This is a genomic window from Marinobacterium sp. xm-d-579 (assembly GCF_013282935.1).
Classification (GTDB): Bacteria; Pseudomonadota; Gammaproteobacteria; order Pseudomonadales; family Balneatricaceae; genus Marinobacterium_E.
Map to the genome: position 1 here is coordinate 686,814 of NZ_WBYP01000001.1, position 16,681 is coordinate 703,494.

20 protein-coding genes are annotated in these 16,681 nt (G+C 50.0%); 13 read left to right on the plus strand and 7 right to left on the minus strand.

Annotated features, from left to right (window positions below):
• Window positions 1-26 precede the first annotated feature (26 nt).
• Genes XMD579_RS03545 through XMD579_RS03565 form a run of 5 tightly spaced genes read left to right on the plus strand, consistent with a single transcriptional unit; the run spans window position 27 to window position 3,868 of the window.
• Entirely contained in the window at window positions 27-590 is a 564-nt protein-coding gene (locus tag XMD579_RS03545) for a YqgE/AlgH family protein (protein ID WP_173480076.1), read from the plus strand.
• Window positions 591-600: 10 nt separating this feature from the next.
• Entirely contained in the window at window positions 601-1,068 is a 468-nt protein-coding gene (gene ruvX / locus XMD579_RS03550; protein ID WP_173480075.1) for a Holliday junction resolvase RuvX, read from the plus strand.
• Complete coding sequence (gene pyrR, locus XMD579_RS03555) at window positions 1,058-1,570, plus strand: bifunctional pyr operon transcriptional regulator/uracil phosphoribosyltransferase PyrR (protein ID WP_173480074.1); 513 nt, start codon at window positions 1,058-1,060, stop codon at window positions 1,568-1,570. Before ruvX ends, pyrR begins: the two co-directional genes overlap by 11 nt.
• A gap of 12 nt (window positions 1,571-1,582) precedes the next feature.
• Window positions 1,583-2,587: an aspartate carbamoyltransferase catalytic subunit gene (locus XMD579_RS03560; RefSeq protein WP_173505833.1), complete on the plus strand. Its 1,005-nt coding sequence runs from the start codon at window positions 1,583-1,585 to the stop codon at window positions 2,585-2,587.
• Between the two features lie 3 nt (window positions 2,588-2,590).
• On the plus strand, window positions 2,591-3,868 hold the full coding sequence (locus tag XMD579_RS03565; protein ID WP_173480072.1) for a dihydroorotase: 1,278 nt from the start codon (window positions 2,591-2,593) through the stop codon (window positions 3,866-3,868).
• Between the two features lie 61 nt (window positions 3,869-3,929).
• Here XMD579_RS03565 and XMD579_RS03570 read toward each other — a convergent pair whose 3' ends face one another.
• Together XMD579_RS03570 and XMD579_RS03575 are read right to left on the minus strand one after the other, a co-directional pair.
• Window positions 3,930-5,063, minus strand: a complete 1,134-nt coding sequence (locus XMD579_RS03570; protein WP_173480071.1) for a PilT/PilU family type 4a pilus ATPase — start codon at window positions 5,061-5,063, stop codon at window positions 3,930-3,932.
• A 12-nt stretch (window positions 5,064-5,075) separates the two neighbouring features.
• On the minus strand, window positions 5,076-6,110 hold the full coding sequence (locus tag XMD579_RS03575; RefSeq protein ID WP_173482831.1) for a type IV pilus twitching motility protein PilT: 1,035 nt from the start codon (window positions 6,108-6,110) through the stop codon (window positions 5,076-5,078).
• Between the two features lie 55 nt (window positions 6,111-6,165).
• Here XMD579_RS03575 and XMD579_RS03580 point away from each other — a divergent pair, with 55 nt between their 5' ends.
• The 8 genes from XMD579_RS03580 to hemW all read left to right on the plus strand — a co-directional run bounded on the left by XMD579_RS03580 (window position 6,166) and on the right by hemW (window position 12,318).
• Window positions 6,166-6,858: a YggS family pyridoxal phosphate-dependent enzyme gene (locus XMD579_RS03580; protein ID WP_173505834.1), complete on the plus strand. Its 693-nt coding sequence runs from the start codon at window positions 6,166-6,168 to the stop codon at window positions 6,856-6,858.
• A 16-nt stretch (window positions 6,859-6,874) separates the two neighbouring features.
• The gene (gene proC / locus XMD579_RS03585; RefSeq protein WP_173505835.1) at window positions 6,875-7,699 is read left to right on the plus strand and encodes a pyrroline-5-carboxylate reductase; all 825 of its coding nucleotides are present in this window, start codon (window positions 6,875-6,877) and stop codon (window positions 7,697-7,699) included.
• 60 nt (window positions 7,700-7,759) lie between these two features.
• Window positions 7,760-8,305 (plus strand): YggT family protein, encoded by a 546-nt coding sequence (locus tag XMD579_RS03590; protein WP_173480068.1) that lies wholly within the window; start codon window positions 7,760-7,762, stop codon window positions 8,303-8,305.
• Between the two features lie 65 nt (window positions 8,306-8,370).
• On the plus strand, window positions 8,371-9,537 hold the full coding sequence (locus XMD579_RS03595) for a homoserine O-acetyltransferase (protein WP_173482793.1): 1,167 nt from the start codon (window positions 8,371-8,373) through the stop codon (window positions 9,535-9,537).
• Window positions 9,527-10,117: a methionine biosynthesis protein MetW gene (gene metW / locus XMD579_RS03600; RefSeq protein ID WP_173480066.1), complete on the plus strand. Its 591-nt coding sequence runs from the start codon at window positions 9,527-9,529 to the stop codon at window positions 10,115-10,117. The genes XMD579_RS03595 and metW overlap by 11 nt, the downstream gene beginning before the upstream one ends.
• A 12-nt stretch (window positions 10,118-10,129) precedes the next feature.
• Window positions 10,130-10,567, plus strand: coding sequence for a DUF4426 domain-containing protein (locus tag XMD579_RS03605; RefSeq protein ID WP_173480065.1), 438 nt, complete (start codon window positions 10,130-10,132; stop codon window positions 10,565-10,567).
• Window positions 10,568-10,569: 2 nt separating this feature from the next.
• Window positions 10,570-11,172 carry an XTP/dITP diphosphatase gene (locus XMD579_RS03610; protein ID WP_173480064.1) on the plus strand — a complete coding sequence of 201 codons (603 nt, stop codon included), beginning with the start codon at window positions 10,570-10,572 and terminating at the stop codon, window positions 11,170-11,172.
• Window positions 11,173-12,318 (plus strand): radical SAM family heme chaperone HemW, encoded by a 1,146-nt coding sequence (gene hemW, locus XMD579_RS03615; RefSeq protein ID WP_173482794.1) that lies wholly within the window; start codon window positions 11,173-11,175, stop codon window positions 12,316-12,318.
• Here the strand turns inward: hemW and XMD579_RS03620 are convergent.
• Genes XMD579_RS03620 through lysA form a run of 5 tightly spaced genes read right to left on the minus strand, consistent with a single transcriptional unit; the run spans window position 12,308 to window position 16,678 of the window.
• Window positions 12,308-13,024, minus strand: a complete 717-nt coding sequence (locus XMD579_RS03620; RefSeq protein ID WP_173482795.1) for an HAD-IA family hydrolase — start codon at window positions 13,022-13,024, stop codon at window positions 12,308-12,310. The genes hemW and XMD579_RS03620 overlap by 11 nt on opposite strands.
• On the minus strand, window positions 13,011-13,919 hold the full coding sequence (gene xerC / locus XMD579_RS03625; protein ID WP_173484400.1) for a tyrosine recombinase XerC: 909 nt from the start codon (window positions 13,917-13,919) through the stop codon (window positions 13,011-13,013). The genes XMD579_RS03620 and xerC overlap by 14 nt, the downstream gene beginning before the upstream one ends.
• A gap of 1 nt (window position 13,920) precedes the next feature.
• Window positions 13,921-14,592, minus strand: coding sequence for a DUF484 family protein (locus XMD579_RS03630; RefSeq protein WP_173505836.1), 672 nt, complete (start codon window positions 14,590-14,592; stop codon window positions 13,921-13,923).
• Complete coding sequence (gene dapF, locus XMD579_RS03635; protein WP_173505837.1) at window positions 14,589-15,422, minus strand: diaminopimelate epimerase; 834 nt, start codon at window positions 15,420-15,422, stop codon at window positions 14,589-14,591. The genes XMD579_RS03630 and dapF overlap by 4 nt, the downstream gene beginning before the upstream one ends.
• Window positions 15,422-16,678, minus strand: a complete 1,257-nt coding sequence (gene lysA / locus XMD579_RS03640) for a diaminopimelate decarboxylase (RefSeq protein WP_173494939.1) — start codon at window positions 16,676-16,678, stop codon at window positions 15,422-15,424. Before lysA ends, dapF begins: the two co-directional genes overlap by 1 nt.
• Window positions 16,679-16,681 lie beyond the last annotated feature (3 nt).

The window sequence follows — 16,681 nt, forward strand, 5'->3', positions numbered from 1 at the left end:
ATTCGACGTTGTTAAAGGAGAAAGAGATGAGTAATGCCAACCTACTCAAGCACCACTTCTTGATGTCTATGCCCAGTCTGGAGAGTGACTACTTTAGCAACAGCCTCATCTATCTTTGTGAGCACAATGAAGAGGGTGCCATGGGGATTGTGGTCAATAAGCCGCATGAGATTCCTATGGATGAGATCCTTGATCAGCTCGATCTCCCTGAAAACTCTCCCTTGAACTATCAGCCTGTTTACCAAGGCGGACCGGTCTCTGAAGAGCATGGGTTTATTCTGCACAGACAGGGCGAGCAAGCTTGGAAATCCTCACTACACCTACCCGAGCAACTGACGTTAACCACATCCCTTGATGTTCTAGAGGCCATTTCGCGTGGCGAGGGGCCTGAAGACTATCTGTTCGCTTTAGGTTATGCGGGCTGGGGACCGGGGCAGCTCGATGAAGAGATGTGTCAGAACCTATGGTTAAGCTCACCCGCAAATTTAGATATACTGTTCGATGTTGAACCCGAATTTAGACTCTCATCCGCAGCGTCTACTCTGGGTGTCGACCTAAACCTAATCTCCGCACAGGCGGGGCACGCATAATTAAGGTCCAATGACTGAGTTAACTGAGAGCGCACTGGGATTCGATTTTGGCTTACGCAGAATTGGTGTTGCCTTTGGTCAGTCATTAACAGCCACCGCCCAACCTCTAAATCCAATTGCTGCAAAAGATGGCATCCCCGATTGGAGTTTAGTCGATAAAATTATTGCTGAATGGCAGCCAAAGACGATCGTTGTGGGACTGCCATTGAACATGGATGGCACTATCAGTGATATGGCGCGACGAGCGAGAAAATTCGCCAACCGCCTGCATGAACGATCTAAAATACCCTGCTTTCTTTTTGATGAACGATTAACATCTCAAGAGGCTAAATCGATTCATCTTGAGAATGGCGGATCAGCCGATTTCGGTGCAGAATCTGTCGACGGTATCGCCGCTCAATTGATGTTAGAAGGTTGGTTTCTTCAAGAACAGCGCATACCAAGCCATGCAAGGCTTGAGGACTATTATGACCAGTAAAACTTTGGACGCTGAACAGCTCCTAACAAGAATGTGTGACAGCACACAGCAGTTAATCGAGACACGCGGCTTAGATAACCCGTACATCATTGGCATTCATAGTGGCGGTGTTTGGTTGGCTGAACGTCTTCACCAACACCTGGGGATTCAGGATGAGATGGGGGTGCTGGACATCTCCTTCTATCGTGACGATTTCACTCGCGTTGGATTGAACCCTAAAGTAGGGGTTTCAAAGCTGCCAAGCGCAACCGAAGATCGCAACATTATCTTGGTTGACGACGTGTTAATGAGTGGTCGCACAGCTAGAGCCGCGCTCAATGAACTGTTCGATTTTGGTCGTCCAGCCTCTGTGACACTGGTCACCCTGATTGACCTACAACGCCGCGAACTGCCGATTCAAGCTGATGTCATCGGTGGAACCCTGACGTTATCAAGCGATCAACAGGTAAAGCTAACAGGCCCATCTCCCCTTGAACTGACCATCAGTCAGCGTAGCAAATAATAGGAAGCGAACATGTTTAACTTTCCTGACCCAACTCAAGCGCAGCTAACCGAAGATGGCCAGCTAAAGCACTTTTTAGATATCGAGGGGCTGCCAGAGTCACTGCTATTAGAGCTGCTAGATACGGCTGACTCTTTTGTGGATATGAGTGAGCAGCAGGTTAAAAAGGTGCCGCTTCTTCGGGGTAAAACCGTGGCCAACCTCTTTTTTGAGAACAGTACACGTACATTGTCGACCTTTGAGCTAGCCGCTAAGCGCCTATCGGCTGACGTTCTGAATTTAAACATCAGCACCAGCTCCACAAAAAAAGGGGAGACGCTAAAAGACACCTTGATGACCTTGGAAGCGATGCATTCGGATATGTTTGTCGTTCGCCACTCGGATAGCGGTGCGGCTCACTTCATTGCCAGCCAGGTCACACCCAACGTCGCCATCATCAATGCCGGTGACGGTCGTCACGCACACCCGACCCAAGCGATGCTGGATATGATGACTATTCGTCGCCATAAAGGTGGCTTTAAGCATCTAAAAGTCGCGATCGTCGGCGATATACTTCATTCGCGTGTAGCTCGCTCACAGATTCATGCCTTAAGGATTCTCGGTGTACCCGAGATTCGTCTGATCGCACCTCGTACACTGCTACCGCGTAATGTCGAGATGCTTGGGGTCAAAGTTTTTACCAACATGGCACAGGGTCTTCGTGATGCCGATGTCGTCATCATGCTTCGTCTGCAAAAAGAGCGTATGACCTCCGCTCTGTTACCGAGCGAGTCTGAGTTCTTCAAACTCTATGGCCTATCAGAGGAGAAGCTCGCCTTTGCACACCCTGAGGCGATCGTTATGCACCCAGGGCCGATTAACCGAGGCGTTGAAATCGCGTCCTCCGTAGCTGACGGACCTAAATCGGTGATACTGAATCAGGTCACCAACGGCATTGCCGTTAGGATGGCCGTTATGTCGATGGCGATGAGTGGCCAGGTTGCGGAGAGAGCAAAAAAATTAGAGGCAGGAGAGTAAACAGTGCAGATTAAAATTGCCGGCGGGCGCATTATCGACCCTGCACAAAATATAGATCGAATTGATGACCTCTACATTGTCAAAGGACGCATCGCCGCCATAGGAGAGGCGCCAGAGGGCTTCTCTGCTGACGAAGAGTTTGATGCTGAAGGACAGATCGTCTGCCCCGGTCTCATCGATCTATGTACCCATCTGCGTGAACCAGGTTTAACGCAAAAAGGGACTATCGCATCCGAGACTGCCGCTGCCGCTGCTGGCGGCATTACCACACTGGTAGCCTCACCTAACACCAAACCGGTCGTAGACAGCACAGCGGTTGCTGAACTGGTACAAGATCGTGCAACCGATGCCGGTATGGCACGAGTGCTACCGCTAGGAGCGCTGACACAGTCAATGCAAGGCGAGCAGCTTGCGCCACTGCATGCACTGGCGAGCTCAGGCTGTATCGGTTTCACTAACGGTCGTCACCCGATCGATAGCTCGCGTGTAATGCTAAGAGCGCTTGAATACGCGGCCACACATGACCTGTTGGTAGTGTTTCAAGCGGAAGATCGAGCACTGGCTGCCGAGGGTTGTATGCACGAAGGCACCACCGCCACTCGTCTTGGCTTGAACGGCATTCCTTCCGCTGCTGAAACCATAGAGGTATCACGCTGCTTGATTCTGATTGAAGAGACCGGTGTAAGGGCTCACTTCGGCCAGCTTTCCTGTGCTCAGTCAGTTCTATTAATTCAGAGTGCCCGTGAACGAGGTCTCAATGTGACCGCTGATGTGGCGATTCACAACCTGCTTCTGACAGATGAGGAGGTTAATGGTTTTAACAGCCTATTCCATGTCATCCCACCGCTGCGTTCGCAGCTGGATCGTGCGGGACTGCGTCAAGGCTTAGTCACCGACACACTGGATGCCATCTGTTCCGATCATCAGCCTCAGGATGCTATTTCAAAAGAAGCACCTTTCGCGGCGACTGAACCAGGCATTAGTGGACTTGAAACACTATTACCGCTGAGCCTAATGTTGGTAGAGCAGCAGTTGATCGCCCTGCCTCAGCTGATTGAAAAATTGACAGCGGGTCCTGCGAAAGTGCTAGGCATCGAAGCCGGCTCTCTCGAAGTCGGGGCTGATGCAGATGTGTGTGTCTTTGATCCAGAAGCGACCTGGACGGTCAACAGTGAAACGCTCAAATCTCGTGGTAAGAATACCCCGTTCATCAACACTGAACTGAAAGGCCGTGTGACACTGACTCTACTCAATGGTCAGCCAGTACATCGCTTAAGTTAATAGTCTGAAAACGAAAAGACCCAGCCGATGCTGGGTCTTTTTTTGCCTATTTATGGACCAATCAGTGATTCAGAGTATCGTCTGAATCTTGAAGAGTAAATGACGGTAGATCCTCACCTTCTTGCTTACCCCCCTCATCACTGAGTTTGATCATCAAACGCAGATCATTTGACGAGTCAGCAAAGGACAGTGCCACTTCGTAAGTGATGACACCCTCTTTGTAGAGCGCAAACAGTGCCTGATCGAAGGTCTGCATGCCAAGATTGCTCGATTTCTTGATGACATCTTTAATCTCGTGCACCTCACCTTTGCGAATCAGATCCTGAATCAGCGGCGTGTTGATTAGCACTTCAATGGCCGCTCTTCGCCCCTTACCATCCGCAGTGGGCAGCAGTTGCTGCGCGACAATCGCTTTCAAGTTAAGTGATAGATCCATCCAGATCTGATTATGATGCTCAGGGCCAAAGAACGAGATGATACGGTCAAGGGCTTGGTTCGCATTGTTAGCATGAAGCGTTGCCAAACAGAGGTGGCCGGTCTCAGCGAATGCCAGAGCGTACGCCATGGTTTCAGCCGAGCGGATTTCACCCATCAAGATGACATCTGGTGCCTGACGTAAGGTGTTTTTCAGTGCTACTTCAAACGACTCAGTATCAAGCCCCACTTCACGTTGAGTCACGATCGACTTTTTATGATGGTGAATGTACTCAATGGGGTCTTCAACCGTAATGATATGCCCCGCAGCATGCTCATTACGGTAATCAATCATTGATGCCAGAGAGGTCGATTTACCGGTAGAGGTACCACCGACAAATAGGATCAAACCACGCTTCGTCATCGAGAGATCTTTAAGCACCTCAGGAAGTTTGAGCTCCTCCATAGTCGGTATGTGGTTAGCTATAGAACGCAGCACCATTCCCGGCGTGTTTCGTTGCACATAGGCGCTAACACGAAAACGACCGATACCGTTCACACTCAGTGCAAAGTTACACTCATTGGTTGCTTCAAATTCGGCCAGCTGCTTGTCACTCATCGTACTGTAAACCAGTGCACGTGATTGTGATGAGTTGAGCGACTCACGTGTCAGTGGCTTGATCGTGCCGTCCACCTTGATAGAAGGGGGTGCACCCGCAGTGATGAACAGATCTGAACCACCGCGCTCGGTCATTACTTTTAATAGCTGTGTAAAATCCACGGGTTACCTCACTTAAAATATCGAAGGGTCTTTAGCGCGAGCAGCCGCTTGCTCTGGCGTGATAAAGCCTTTTTGAACCAGCTCTAAAAGGGCCTGATCCAAGGTCTTCATACCCACCTGGGAACCCGTCTGAATGGCTGAATACATCTGAGCCACTTTATCTTCCCGAATCAGGTTACGTATGGCAGATGTCCCGATCATGATCTCGTGAGCTGCGACTCGACCGCCGCCTGTCTTCTTCAAAAGGGATTGAGAGATAACGCCCTGCAGCGATTCAGAGAGCATTGAACGGACCATATCTTTCTCTGCGGCTGGAAAGACATCGATGATACGGTCAATGGTTTTCGCTGCCGAGGTGGTATGCAGAGTGCCGAAAACTAAGTGTCCAGTCTCTGCTGCAGTCAACGCAAGACGAATGGTCTCTAGGTCACGCATCTCACCCACTAGGATGACATCGGGGTCTTCACGCAGCGCCGAACGCAGTGCCGCATCAAATCCAAGGGTATCTCGATGTACCTCACGCTGGTTAATCAGACACTTTTTACTCTCGTGTACAAATTCGATGGGATCCTCAATCGTCAATATATGCTCAGATCGAGAGTCATTGATGTAATCGATCATCGCTGCCAGCGTGGTCGACTTACCGGAACCGGTAGGGCCTGTCACTAAAACTAACCCTTTAGGCTGGTCTGAGAGCTGTTGGAAGACCTTACCCATACCAAGATCATCCATAGTCAGCACTTTACTGGGGATGGTACGGAATACCGCTGCCGCTCCGCGGTTTTGAACAAAACCATTAACACGAAAACGCGCCAGCTGTGGCACTTCAAAGGAGAAATCGACTTCTAACTTCTCTTCGTACTCTTTACGCTGCTTGTCATTCATAATGTCATACAGCAACCCATGGACCTGTTTATGATCCATCGATGGCAGTTTGATGCGACGCACATCACCGTCGACACGGATCAACGGCGGCATACCCGCCGTAATGTGCAGATCGGATGCTCCTTGCTGTACAGCAAAAGCTAAAAGTTCGGTAATATCCATAGTTGAGTTCACCCTAGCGGAAACGACCGCATCAACCTCATGAGTAGTGACACATATGACTAGCATAGCAGAGAGCCTGAAAAAGGTGAGATCCGAGATAGAAAAAGCCTGCGCTGAGTCAAACCGTTCTGAAAAAGAGGTATGCCTTCTAGCTGTCAGTAAGACCCGCAGCGTGGATGAGGTCAGCGAACTGGCTCGCTTAGGGCAACGTGCTTTCGGTGAAAATTATCTGCAAGAGGCGCTGGATAAAATATCCGCTCTTGAGCCCCTTAATCTCGAATGGCACTTTATTGGCCCCATTCAATCCAACAAAACGAAGTCAATCGCAGAGCAGTTTGCCTGGGTCCATAGCGTCGATAGACTGAAAATTGCACAGCGCCTGTCAGCACAACGTCCTCACTATGCCGAGGACTTAAACATCTGCTTGCAGGTTAATATTAGCTGTGAAGAGAGCAAATCTGGCTGCCTTCCAGATGAAGCGCTCGAGCTCGCCAAACAGATTGCCGAACTCCCCAAAATAAACTTGCGTGGTTTAATGGCTATACCAGAAGCGACTGAGGATGTTGAACTACAAAAAGAGCGTTTTTGTCAGGTGAGAACTCTGTTTGAAGAGATCAAACAAACGATACCCAGTCTGGATACCCTATCAATGGGCATGTCGGGTGATCTGGATGCCGCCATTGAAGAGGGCGCAACCATCGTTCGTATTGGTACGGCTCTATTCGGCCCACGCAACTACAACAAATAATTTTTAGGAGAAAAGTGTGGCACAGCCATCTATCGCATTTATTGGTACAGGCAACATGGCCGGTGCAATCCTTGAGGGCTTAATTGCAACGGGATACCCCGTCGACAAGCTATGGGCCACACGTCGCCAGCTCGATAAGTTGGCAAGTTTCGCTGAGCGTGGCGTTCACACAACGACCGATAACCATCTCGCGATTAACGCTTCGGAAATTGTTGTAATCTCCGTTAAGCCGCAGATGATGCGCGATACACTGACTGAGTTAGCACCCACACTGCAACAGCGTAAACCGCTGTTAATCTCTGTGGCAGCAGGCATTAGCTGCGACTCTTTGGAGCGTTGGGCCGGCGGTGAACTGGCCGTGATTCGTTCAATGCCGAACACGCCATCTCTACTCAAATTAGGCGCCAGCGGCCTGTTTGCCAACCCTAGAGTGAGTGATGAGCAGAAAGCTCAAGCCTCTTCAATTGCAGAAGCGGTCGGCATTGCTACCTGGTGTGATACTGAAGAGGGCATCGATCAGGTAACTGCAGTTTCGGGGTCAGGCCCTGCTTACTTCTTCCTAATGATGGAGAAGATGATTGAAGCGGCACAAGCGCTCGGCATGAGTCCTGAAGCGGCGCGTCAACTAACCATTCAAACCGCCAAAGGGGCTGCAGAGATGGCCGCTAAAACGGGGATTGAACCGGCCCAGTTGCGAAAAAATGTCACCTCCCCAGGCGGTACCACTGAGCAAGCGATTAACAGCTTCGAACAGGATCAACTGGGCGAGGTTGTGTTACGAGCAATGACCGCCTGCAAGAACCGTGCAGCAGAGATGAGTGAGCAACTCGGTAAAGACTAATGGCTGCAAAACAGCTACTCTTAAACACTTGTCATCATTAAGCGAACTATAGGATTGAACATGGCTGGCGATACACTGACATTAATCATTCGAACGATTGGTGAAGTTTTTGCATTTATTCTGCTTCTGCGTTTTTTACTGCAGGCGAGTGGCGCTGACTATTACAATCCGATCTCTCAATCGGTGGTTCGCTTTACCCAAGTTCCTTTGGCTCCACTGCAGAAACTGGTTCCAAGAATTGGGCGTTTAGACATCTCCCCGTTGGTATTGGCCTTCGCAGTTAAAGTGGCTGTTGTTGTCGCGATTATCTTCTTTACACAGGGCAACATCCCCAACATGCTGGGTGCGGCACTGTTTGGCCTATTCGGGGTGCTTGACGGCATTCTCACCATCTATTTCTGGGCTGTTATTGGGTCAGTGATCCTCTCCTGGGTAGCCCCAAACAGCTACCACCCTGGCCCACAGCTCATTATGCAGATCACAGAGCCCGTGTTCTCTTTGGCGCGCAAGGTTATTCCACCTATCGGCGGTCTGGATCTATCACCGATTTTGATCTTTTTAGTGATTCAAATTCTACAATCTCAAATCACTCGTCTGGTCATGTAACTGAACCCGTGGTTTGCTAGAATTAAATACTGTTTCACGTACAGCATTGCACAGGAGATAGCCTAATGCCGGCTAGCTTGCCAACGGACTCCGTCGGTATCGTTACACCAGAATTGATTCACTTTGCCGAGCCTCTCTCTTTGGCTTCCGGCCGAGTGCTGCCTGAATACGATCTTATGGTTGAGACCTACGGGCAACTTAATGCGGATTGCTCAAATGCGGTTTTGATCTGCCATGCACTATCGGGTCACCACCATGCGGCGGGATATCATTCAGAGAGTGATAAATACCCTGGCTGGTGGGACAGTGCTATTGGTCCTGGGAAGCCGATCGACACGAATCGCTTTTTTGTTGTGTCCTTGAATAACCTTGGTGGCTGTCACGGCTCGACAGGCCCGACTTCCATCGATCCAAACACCGGAAAACCTTACGGACCAGACTTTCCTTTTGTAACCGTTCGAGACTGGGTTAACAGTCAGGTTCGACTTGCAGACCACTTCGGTATCCAACGTTGGGCAGCGATTGTGGGTGGCAGCTTGGGCGGTATGCAGGCTATGCAGTGGTCAATCGACTTCCCTGAAAGACTGGGTCACGCGTTAATCATCGCCTCTTCACCAAAGTTAACGGCACAGAATATCGCGTTCAATGAGGTGGCTAGACAGGCTATTTCGAAAGACCCTCAGTTCCACGAGGGACGCTATTACGATCACGAAACCCTTCCCAAAACAGGGCTCTCACTGGCTCGAATGATTGGCCACATCACCTATCTATCTGATGATGGCATGGCCGAGAAGTTTGGTCGTGAGATGCGCACGGGTGAGCTGAGTTTCGACTTAAATACTCAATTCCAAGTCGAAAGTTACCTTCGATACCAAGGTGAGAAGTTTTCGACGGCGTTCGATGCAAATACCTACCTGTTAATGACAAAAGCGCTGGATTACTTTGATCCCGCATCAGAGTATGGCGATGATCTTTCAAAAGCATTAAGCCAGGCTAGCTGTAAATTTCTCGTCGTCTCGTTTACAACAGACTGGCGCTTCTCTCCCGAGCGCTCGCGTGAGATTACCGATGCACTGGTCGCAGCCAATAAAGATGTTAGCTACGCAGAAATCGACTCTGATCACGGACACGACGCCTTCTTAATCGATAGCCCTCGTTACATGGCTGTTTTTAGAGCCTACATGAACCGTGTAGCCAATGAACTCAATCTAGGAGTCACCCATGAGAGCTGATTTAGAGATCATTGCAGACTGGATTCAACCCGAGGCGCGCGTCCTTGATATGGGTTGTGGTGACGGTGAACTGCTCGATTTTCTCTCCCAGCAAAAGCAGGTTGATGGCTTAGGTTTAGAGATCGATCATGACAATATCACTCACTGTATTGCTCGCGGTGTAAACGTCATTGAAAAAAACTTAGATGAAGGTCTTGCCAGCATAGACGACTCAAGCTTTGACAGCGTCGTTATGACGCAAGCGTTGCAGGTCATGCACCGTCCCGACTTGATCGTAGAGGAGATGTTGCGTATTGGTAATGAGGGGATCGTCACCTTCCCTAACTTTGCCCACTGGCGTGCGCGATTCTACTTGGCATTTCGCGGTAAGATGCCGGTCTCCAAGTTTCTCTCTTACAGTTGGTATGACACGCCAAACATTCACTTCTGTACCTTTAAAGATTTTGAAGCGCTCTGCATCGAGAGAAACATCCGAATCATTGAACGCACCGTAGTCGATAATGAGCACCGCCAGCGTTGGTGGCATAAGCTCTGGCCCAACATGATGGGTGAAATCGCGATCTACCGAATCACACGTTAGAGGTTGAGATTAATGATGCGTTCTTTAATGGTTCTATTACTCACTTCGCTATTTGCTCTGTCCGGTCATGCGGAACAGAAACAGATTGAGCGTGGTTATGAAGTGCACTATAACGCCTTCAACTCGAGTTTCGTTACCCCTGAAGTCGCCGCTGCAAATGGCATCCTGCGCAGTAAAGTGAGAGCTCTGGTCAATGTGGCTGTTTTCAAACTTGAGCAGAACGGTGACAAAACGGCTGTACGTGCCAATATAAAAGGCGAGGCGAGTAATTTGCTTCAACAGATTCAGACCATCGAATTCAAACCGATCATTGAAGGCGATGCAATCTACTACATTGGCGGGTTCCGCTTCAGCGAAGAGGAACGCATGACGATCGAGCTCGAGGTCACACCGGACCCTAACCAAGCTCCGATCAAGGTTAGCTTCAACCAAACCTTCTACACGGAGTAGGCATGAGCCAGCGGATTGTTTTAGCCAGCGGTAACCAGGGCAAACTCAAGGAGTTCTCAAAGATACTGGCCCCTTTGGATTTTGAGATCGTCTCCCAGGGAGACTTGGGTGTTGAAGATGCTGAAGAGACCGGTTTAAGTTTTGTCGAGAACGCGATCATCAAAGCCCGCAACGCCTGCGCTGCAACCGGCTTACCTGCCATTGCTGATGACTCAGGCCTTGAGGTGGATGCTCTCTCTGGAGCCCCTGGCATCTACTCTGCTCGTTTTGCAGGCCCAGGAGCCTCGGACCAACAGAATATAGATAAGCTTCTTCAAGAGCTTGGTGAGCTTGAAGCGGAGCAGCGCTCTGCACGATTTCGCTGTGTTCTGGTCTGTATGCGCCACCAGAATGATCCTACTCCACTGATCGCTGTGGGCAGCTGGGAAGGTAAGATTCTTGGTGCACCTGAAGGGGAGAATGGCTTTGGTTACGATCCTATATTCTGGTCACCTGAGTATGACTGCGCAGCAGCACAACTCACCCCAGAGCAGAAAAAAGCCGTCAGCCATCGCGGCAAAGCCGTTGCACAGCTGACAGAACAGCTGGCTGCTTTCCTCGCCTAAATGGATGCCAAGCTACCACCGCTGTCACTCTATGTGCACGTGCCTTGGTGCATTCGAAAGTGTCCATATTGTGACTTCAATTCGCACCAAGTCAGAGATGAGATTCCTGAATCACTCTACTTGGACCGACTCATTTCAGAACTAAAAAACGAGCAACACCTAACGTCTGGTCGACCCATACATTCGATCTTCATCGGTGGCGGGACACCTAGCCTTCTAAAACCGGAAAGCTACGCCAGATTACTTGAGGCTGTTAAATCAAACTACAGCCTAGAACCAGACGCTGAAATTACTATGGAAGCAAACCCTGGGACTTTTGAACAAGAGAAGTTTGAAGGGTTTGCAGATGCGGGCATCAATCGGTTGTCGATTGGCGTGCAGAGCTTTGATGATGATCGGCTGAGAGCTCTTGGCCGAATCCATACAGGCGGCGAAGCCGTTAAAGCCATTCAATCAGCAACAAAACTGTTTCAACGGACCAATATCGATCTGATGCACGGACTACCCGGTCAAACCCCGGACGCTGCGTTGAATGATCTTGAGCAGGCTATCGCGTTTGAACCTGATCAAATCTCTTGGTATCAACTGACGATTGAGCCCAACACAGAGTTTGCAGCTAAACCGCCCTCTCTACCGATCGAGGAGTTCTTATGGGCTATTCAGGAGCAGGGCAGTGAACTGCTAAAACGTCATGGTTATGAGCAGTATGAGATTTCCGCCTTCGCACGACCAGGCGGTGAATCAAAACACAACCTCAACTACTGGCAGTTCGGTGACTACTTAGGTATTGGTGCCGGCGCACACGCTAAGATTTCCCGCTGGGAGCAAGGTCAGCTGCTGATTGAACGTATTCATAAACAGCGCCAACCCAAGGCTTACATGAATGCCATCGACCCAGTTGCAGGTAGAGAGATCATAGAATCCGAGGCTCTGCCCTTTGAGTTTATGCTCAACGCCTTGCGCCTGAAATCGGGCGTTGCCACAGAGCTTTTTGAGCAGAGCACTGGATGTTCGATTGAACGTATAGAACCTCTGCTATCAAAAGCTCGTCAACGTGGCATGTTAATTGAAGAGCCAACCAGAATTGCTCCTACCCAAGAGGGGCAGCTGTTCCTGAATGATCTATTAGAGATGTTTATCGATTGAGGCTAGCGACGATCTTAGGGATCTCACTAATCGTCTCAGCGTGCCAGTCAGCATCCACCTCAATGGCCCACTCCAGCCCTTCGGGGTTGACCCAGATGGTATGCATTCCAATCTCTTTAGCCGCCTGAATATCATTAATCGGGTGATCACCCACATGAACCACCTCATCAGCCTTGACCGAAGCAAACTCTAAAGCCTTCTCAAACATCAGAGGATGGGGCTTCGCAGTACCCACCCCGTCGGCATTAAATTGAAAGTCGAACCACTGAGCTAAGGGTGTTTTAGCCACCTCAGCATTACCGTTACTCAGTGCACCAATCAGCAACCCTTGATCTTTAAGTTGCTGCAACATATCGATCACCTGGTCGTAGGGCGTGACCGCGTGGCGATGATGTAAAAACAGATCAAAAGCTGCCGCCGCTTTTGATTCTGCCTCTTGTTGGGTAAGCCCCACTGAGACCATCCCCTCTTCAAGCAGACGTATACGCGTTTCTGTCATGCTGTGAGCAATTTCTGGATAGCGCTCAAGTAGAGAGCGACGCAGTGCTGACCCTTCGGCAAGATCACTGAGTGAATATCGCTCTGTGTAAGCTGGAACCTCGCGTTCTAGCCACTCCCACAATAGATCGTTCGCTTTAATCACAACCGGGTGGACGGCCCATAAGGTATCGTCGAGATCGAAGGTGACACACTTAATTTTTTTCACGTCGCTTAGCCCTTGGGTGTGAATTTTGATAGATCGATTTAAGTTGCTTGAAGTCTAGATGTGTATAGATCTGAGTCGTACTGATATCGGCGTGACCTAATAACTCTTGTACAGCACGAAGGTCACCAGAACCGGCGAGCATCTCAGTCGCGAAGCTGTGACGCAGCCGGTGTGGATATAAATTTCCTGCGACACCCGACTGTTCACCAAGCTCTTTCAAACGTTTCTCGACGCTGCGGGATGAGAGACGCTTGCCTAGCTTCCCGACAAACAGGGCCTCTTCATTGTAATCAGCTAGCGCCAAGCGCTCCTTTAGCCAAAGTTGAATGGCTTGCAGAGCCGCACCGCCCACTGGAACTTGGCGCATTTTGCGACCCTTACCTTCAACGATGACGGAGCCTGAACCCAAATCGATATCACTTAAATTAATACCAACCAGCTCCGATACGCGCAGCCCACTGGAATAGAGCAGCTCCATCATGGCTAGATCACGAATCTTTAAGGGATCATCTTGTGGCGTATCTAACACGTCATTCAAGGTCTCAGAACTCAGTGTTTGTGGAAGACGGCGAGGAGCTTTCGGCGCTTTAATGGCCAGAGCGGGATTATGTTCGCAGATCGATTGCTGATTCAGATATCGATAAAAGCTACGAAGTGCAGACAGCATTCGTTGCAACGATCGGCCCGACAGACCCTCAGAGTGCAGCTCGGCTACAGCGTAACGCAGAGGGCGCTCAGAGAGCTCGAGCCAACTGGTGAATTCAATCAGTTGCAGCGTCTCTCGAAAACGTTGAAGATCGCGCTGATAGTTGAAGACTGTTTTATCGGATAGCTGACGCTCGACACGGAGGTGCTCGGTAAAGCGAAATTCTAAATCGCTATCCGAGCAACCCATGCTAGCCTCGAATATTCATCAAACGCGCAAGGATTCTGCTTAGAACTTCGCCGATATACGCCAAAAATAGCGTTCCTTGCGTAGACTGGAAGTAGTTGGCGTCGTATGAGCCAATCACCAGAAGACCTAAAGATTCGCCCTTCACTAGAGGTACCACAGCGCAGGAGCCAACGGGCTTTTGAGGGTTTCTGAATAGGAAACGGGTCATCTGATCTGATAACTGTCCGCATACCGGGTTTGATGAGTCAATCAACGGCTGAACAATTGACGTTTGACTGCGCGGCAACACCCTTAGTGAGTTAACGTCGAGCTCCGTATCTGAGAAGAGGATTAGCTCCACCTCATCGCCACTGAAGTCGCCACATAAGCTCTCCTCTAGTGCAATGCTGACTTCATCAAAGCTGTCTGCCTCTAGCAGTGACAGAACCATCCGCTTAGTCTTTCCGAACTGCCCATCATTATGACGCGCCGCTTCAATCATATCCGATAGGTGAATCTCGAGCGTATTGGCTTTTTCTCGCAGCATGCTGGTTTGACGTTCAACCAAGGAGACCGCCGAACCTCTCTGATGAGGTACCGTCAATTTCTCAAGTAACCAGGTATGGTTCTCAAAAAAACTGGGATTCTGTGCAAGCCACTCTGCAACTTGGTTTTCATCTAGCGGTTGGCTCATAGGTAGATCTGCCCTTCATACACCGAACTTACGGGACCAGTCATATTGACGGAGTGCCCTTCACCTAACCACTCAATCTCAAGATCACCTCCAGGCAAATGAACGGTGACTTTGCTATCGAGAAGGCCACGCAAACGACCTGACACGACGGCAGCACAAGCTCCAGTACCACACGCTTGAGTTTCACCTGCACCGCGCTCATAGACACGAAGATTCACCTCATTCTTAGAGATGACTTCCATAAATCCGATATTGGCACGGTTAGGGAAGACAGCATGAGATTCCAGCTCTGGCCCCCAGCTCTCAACCGGCGCGCTTTCAATGGAATCAACGACCAAGACAGCATGAGGGTTCCCCATGGAGACAGCACCAAACTCAACAGTTTCACCTGAAGCCAGTTGGGTCGAGTAGGTCGTGCTCTTCTCTGTGAAGCTGGTAGGCACTTCGACCGGATCCAACTCTGGAGCACCCATATCAACTTCAACCAGATCACGACCCACAATGTTCAACACCGCTCGACCACGTGCTGTTTGCACCTTAATGGTATCTCGCAACACCAACCCTTTATCGCGAACAAATCGCGCAAAGCAGCGAGCGCCGTTGCCACAGTGCTCAACTTCACTGCCATCAGCATTAAAGATACGGTAACGAAAATCCATATCCGGATCGGATGGTGGTTCGACCAACAACATCTGATCAAAACCGACACCAAAATTACGATCCGAAAGTTGACGCACAAGGTCCGCGTTGAAACGGACGCGTTGTGAGATGGCGTCAATGACCATAAAGTCATTGCCCAAGCCATGCATCTTAGTGAATCGCAGTAGCATCAGCCTTCCTCTGACAGCAATGATTCACCGCGCACAAGATCAGCAAACTGCTCACGCTCACGAACCACTTGGAAGCGCGCATCATCCACCATCACCTCAGCGGCACGGCCACGGGTGTTGTAGTTAGAAGCCATGACAAAGCCGTATGCGCCTGCCGAGCAGACTGCTAATAGATCACCTGGAGTCAGTGCCAACTTACGATCTTTGCCAAGGAAGTCGCCGGTTTCACAAATCGGGCCGACAAGATCCCAAACGGCCTCTTCCGCGGATGACTCTAGCTGAGCTGGAATAATCTCTTGGTAAGCGCTGTATAGCGACGGGCGAATCAGATCGTTCATTGCCGCATCGATAATGGCAAAGTTCTTCTCTTCATTACGCTTAAGGAACTCAACCTTGGTGAGTAGAATTCCCGCGTTCGCAGAGATCGAACGGCCCGGCTCAAACACTAACTTAAGCTGACGATCACCCAAACGATCAATGATGGCATCGATGTAATCTTTGGGCTCTGGTGGTGTCTCGTCGGTGTAACAAACCCCTAAGCCACCGCCAAGGTCGAGGTGTTCGATCAGGATGCCCGCTTCCGCCAATCGATCGATCAATGCTAATAGGCGATCGAGCGCATCGAGGAAGGGATCGATTTCAGTCAACTGCGAACCGATGTGGCAATCAACGCCAACCACTTTAACGTTTGAAAGCTGAGCCGCTCGCTGATAAACCTCAAGCGCAGAATCAATGGCAATGCCAAACTTGTTCTCTTTTAGGCCTGTTGAGATATATGGGTGAGTGCCCGCATCGACATCTGGATTCACACGGAATGAGACATCGGCCACCTTGCCTAACTCAGCAGCGACCGCATTAACACGTTGCAGCTCCGATTCAGACTCGATATTGAAACAGTGGATGCCAACCTCTAGCGCACGAGCGATCTCTGCAGCTTGCTTGCCAACACCAGAAAAGACCACTTTGGAAGGATCCGCACCCGCCAAAAGCACACGCTCTAATTCGCCCTGAGAGACAATATCAAAACCTGCTCCCAACTTAGCCAATACATTTAACACAGCCAGGTTGGAGTTAGATTTAACCGCAAAGCAGACCAGTGCATCGCGCCCTGCTAACGCGTCAGCATAAGCCAAATAGCCTCGCTCAAGGGCATCACGCGAGTAAACATAGGCGGGCGTGCCAACCGCATTTGCGATCTCTGCAACAGAGACGTCTTCCGCAAACAGTTGACCGTCGCGGTATTCAAAACTTTCCATTTT

Coding starts and splice junctions, on each gene's coding strand:
- XMD579_RS03545 (WP_173480076.1), top strand. CDS start 27: ATGAGTAATGCCAACCTACTCAAGCACCACTTCTTGATGTCTATGCCC.
- ruvX (WP_173480075.1), top strand. CDS start 601: ATGACTGAGTTAACTGAGAGCGCACTGGGATTCGATTTTGGCTTACGC.
- pyrR (WP_173480074.1), top strand. CDS start 1,058: ATGACCAGTAAAACTTTGGACGCTGAACAGCTCCTAACAAGAATGTGT.
- XMD579_RS03560 (WP_173505833.1), top strand. CDS start 1,583: ATGTTTAACTTTCCTGACCCAACTCAAGCGCAGCTAACCGAAGATGGC.
- XMD579_RS03575 (WP_173482831.1), bottom strand. CDS start 6,110: ATGGATATTACCGAACTTTTAGCTTTTGCTGTACAGCAAGGAGCATCC.
- XMD579_RS03580 (WP_173505834.1), top strand. CDS start 6,166: ATGACTAGCATAGCAGAGAGCCTGAAAAAGGTGAGATCCGAGATAGAA.
- XMD579_RS03590 (WP_173480068.1), top strand. CDS start 7,760: ATGGCTGGCGATACACTGACATTAATCATTCGAACGATTGGTGAAGTT.
- XMD579_RS03595 (WP_173482793.1), top strand. CDS start 8,371: ATGCCGGCTAGCTTGCCAACGGACTCCGTCGGTATCGTTACACCAGAA.
- metW (WP_173480066.1), top strand. CDS start 9,527: ATGAGAGCTGATTTAGAGATCATTGCAGACTGGATTCAACCCGAGGCG.
- XMD579_RS03605 (WP_173480065.1), top strand. CDS start 10,130: ATGATGCGTTCTTTAATGGTTCTATTACTCACTTCGCTATTTGCTCTG.
- XMD579_RS03610 (WP_173480064.1), top strand. CDS start 10,570: ATGAGCCAGCGGATTGTTTTAGCCAGCGGTAACCAGGGCAAACTCAAG.
- hemW (WP_173482794.1), top strand. CDS start 11,173: ATGGATGCCAAGCTACCACCGCTGTCACTCTATGTGCACGTGCCTTGG.
- xerC (WP_173484400.1), bottom strand. CDS start 13,919: ATGGGTTGCTCGGATAGCGATTTAGAATTTCGCTTTACCGAGCACCTC.
- XMD579_RS03630 (WP_173505836.1), bottom strand. CDS start 14,592: ATGAGCCAACCGCTAGATGAAAACCAAGTTGCAGAGTGGCTTGCACAG.
- dapF (WP_173505837.1), bottom strand. CDS start 15,422: ATGCTACTGCGATTCACTAAGATGCATGGCTTGGGCAATGACTTTATG.
- lysA (WP_173494939.1), bottom strand. CDS start 16,678: ATGGAAAGTTTTGAATACCGCGACGGTCAACTGTTTGCGGAAGACGTC.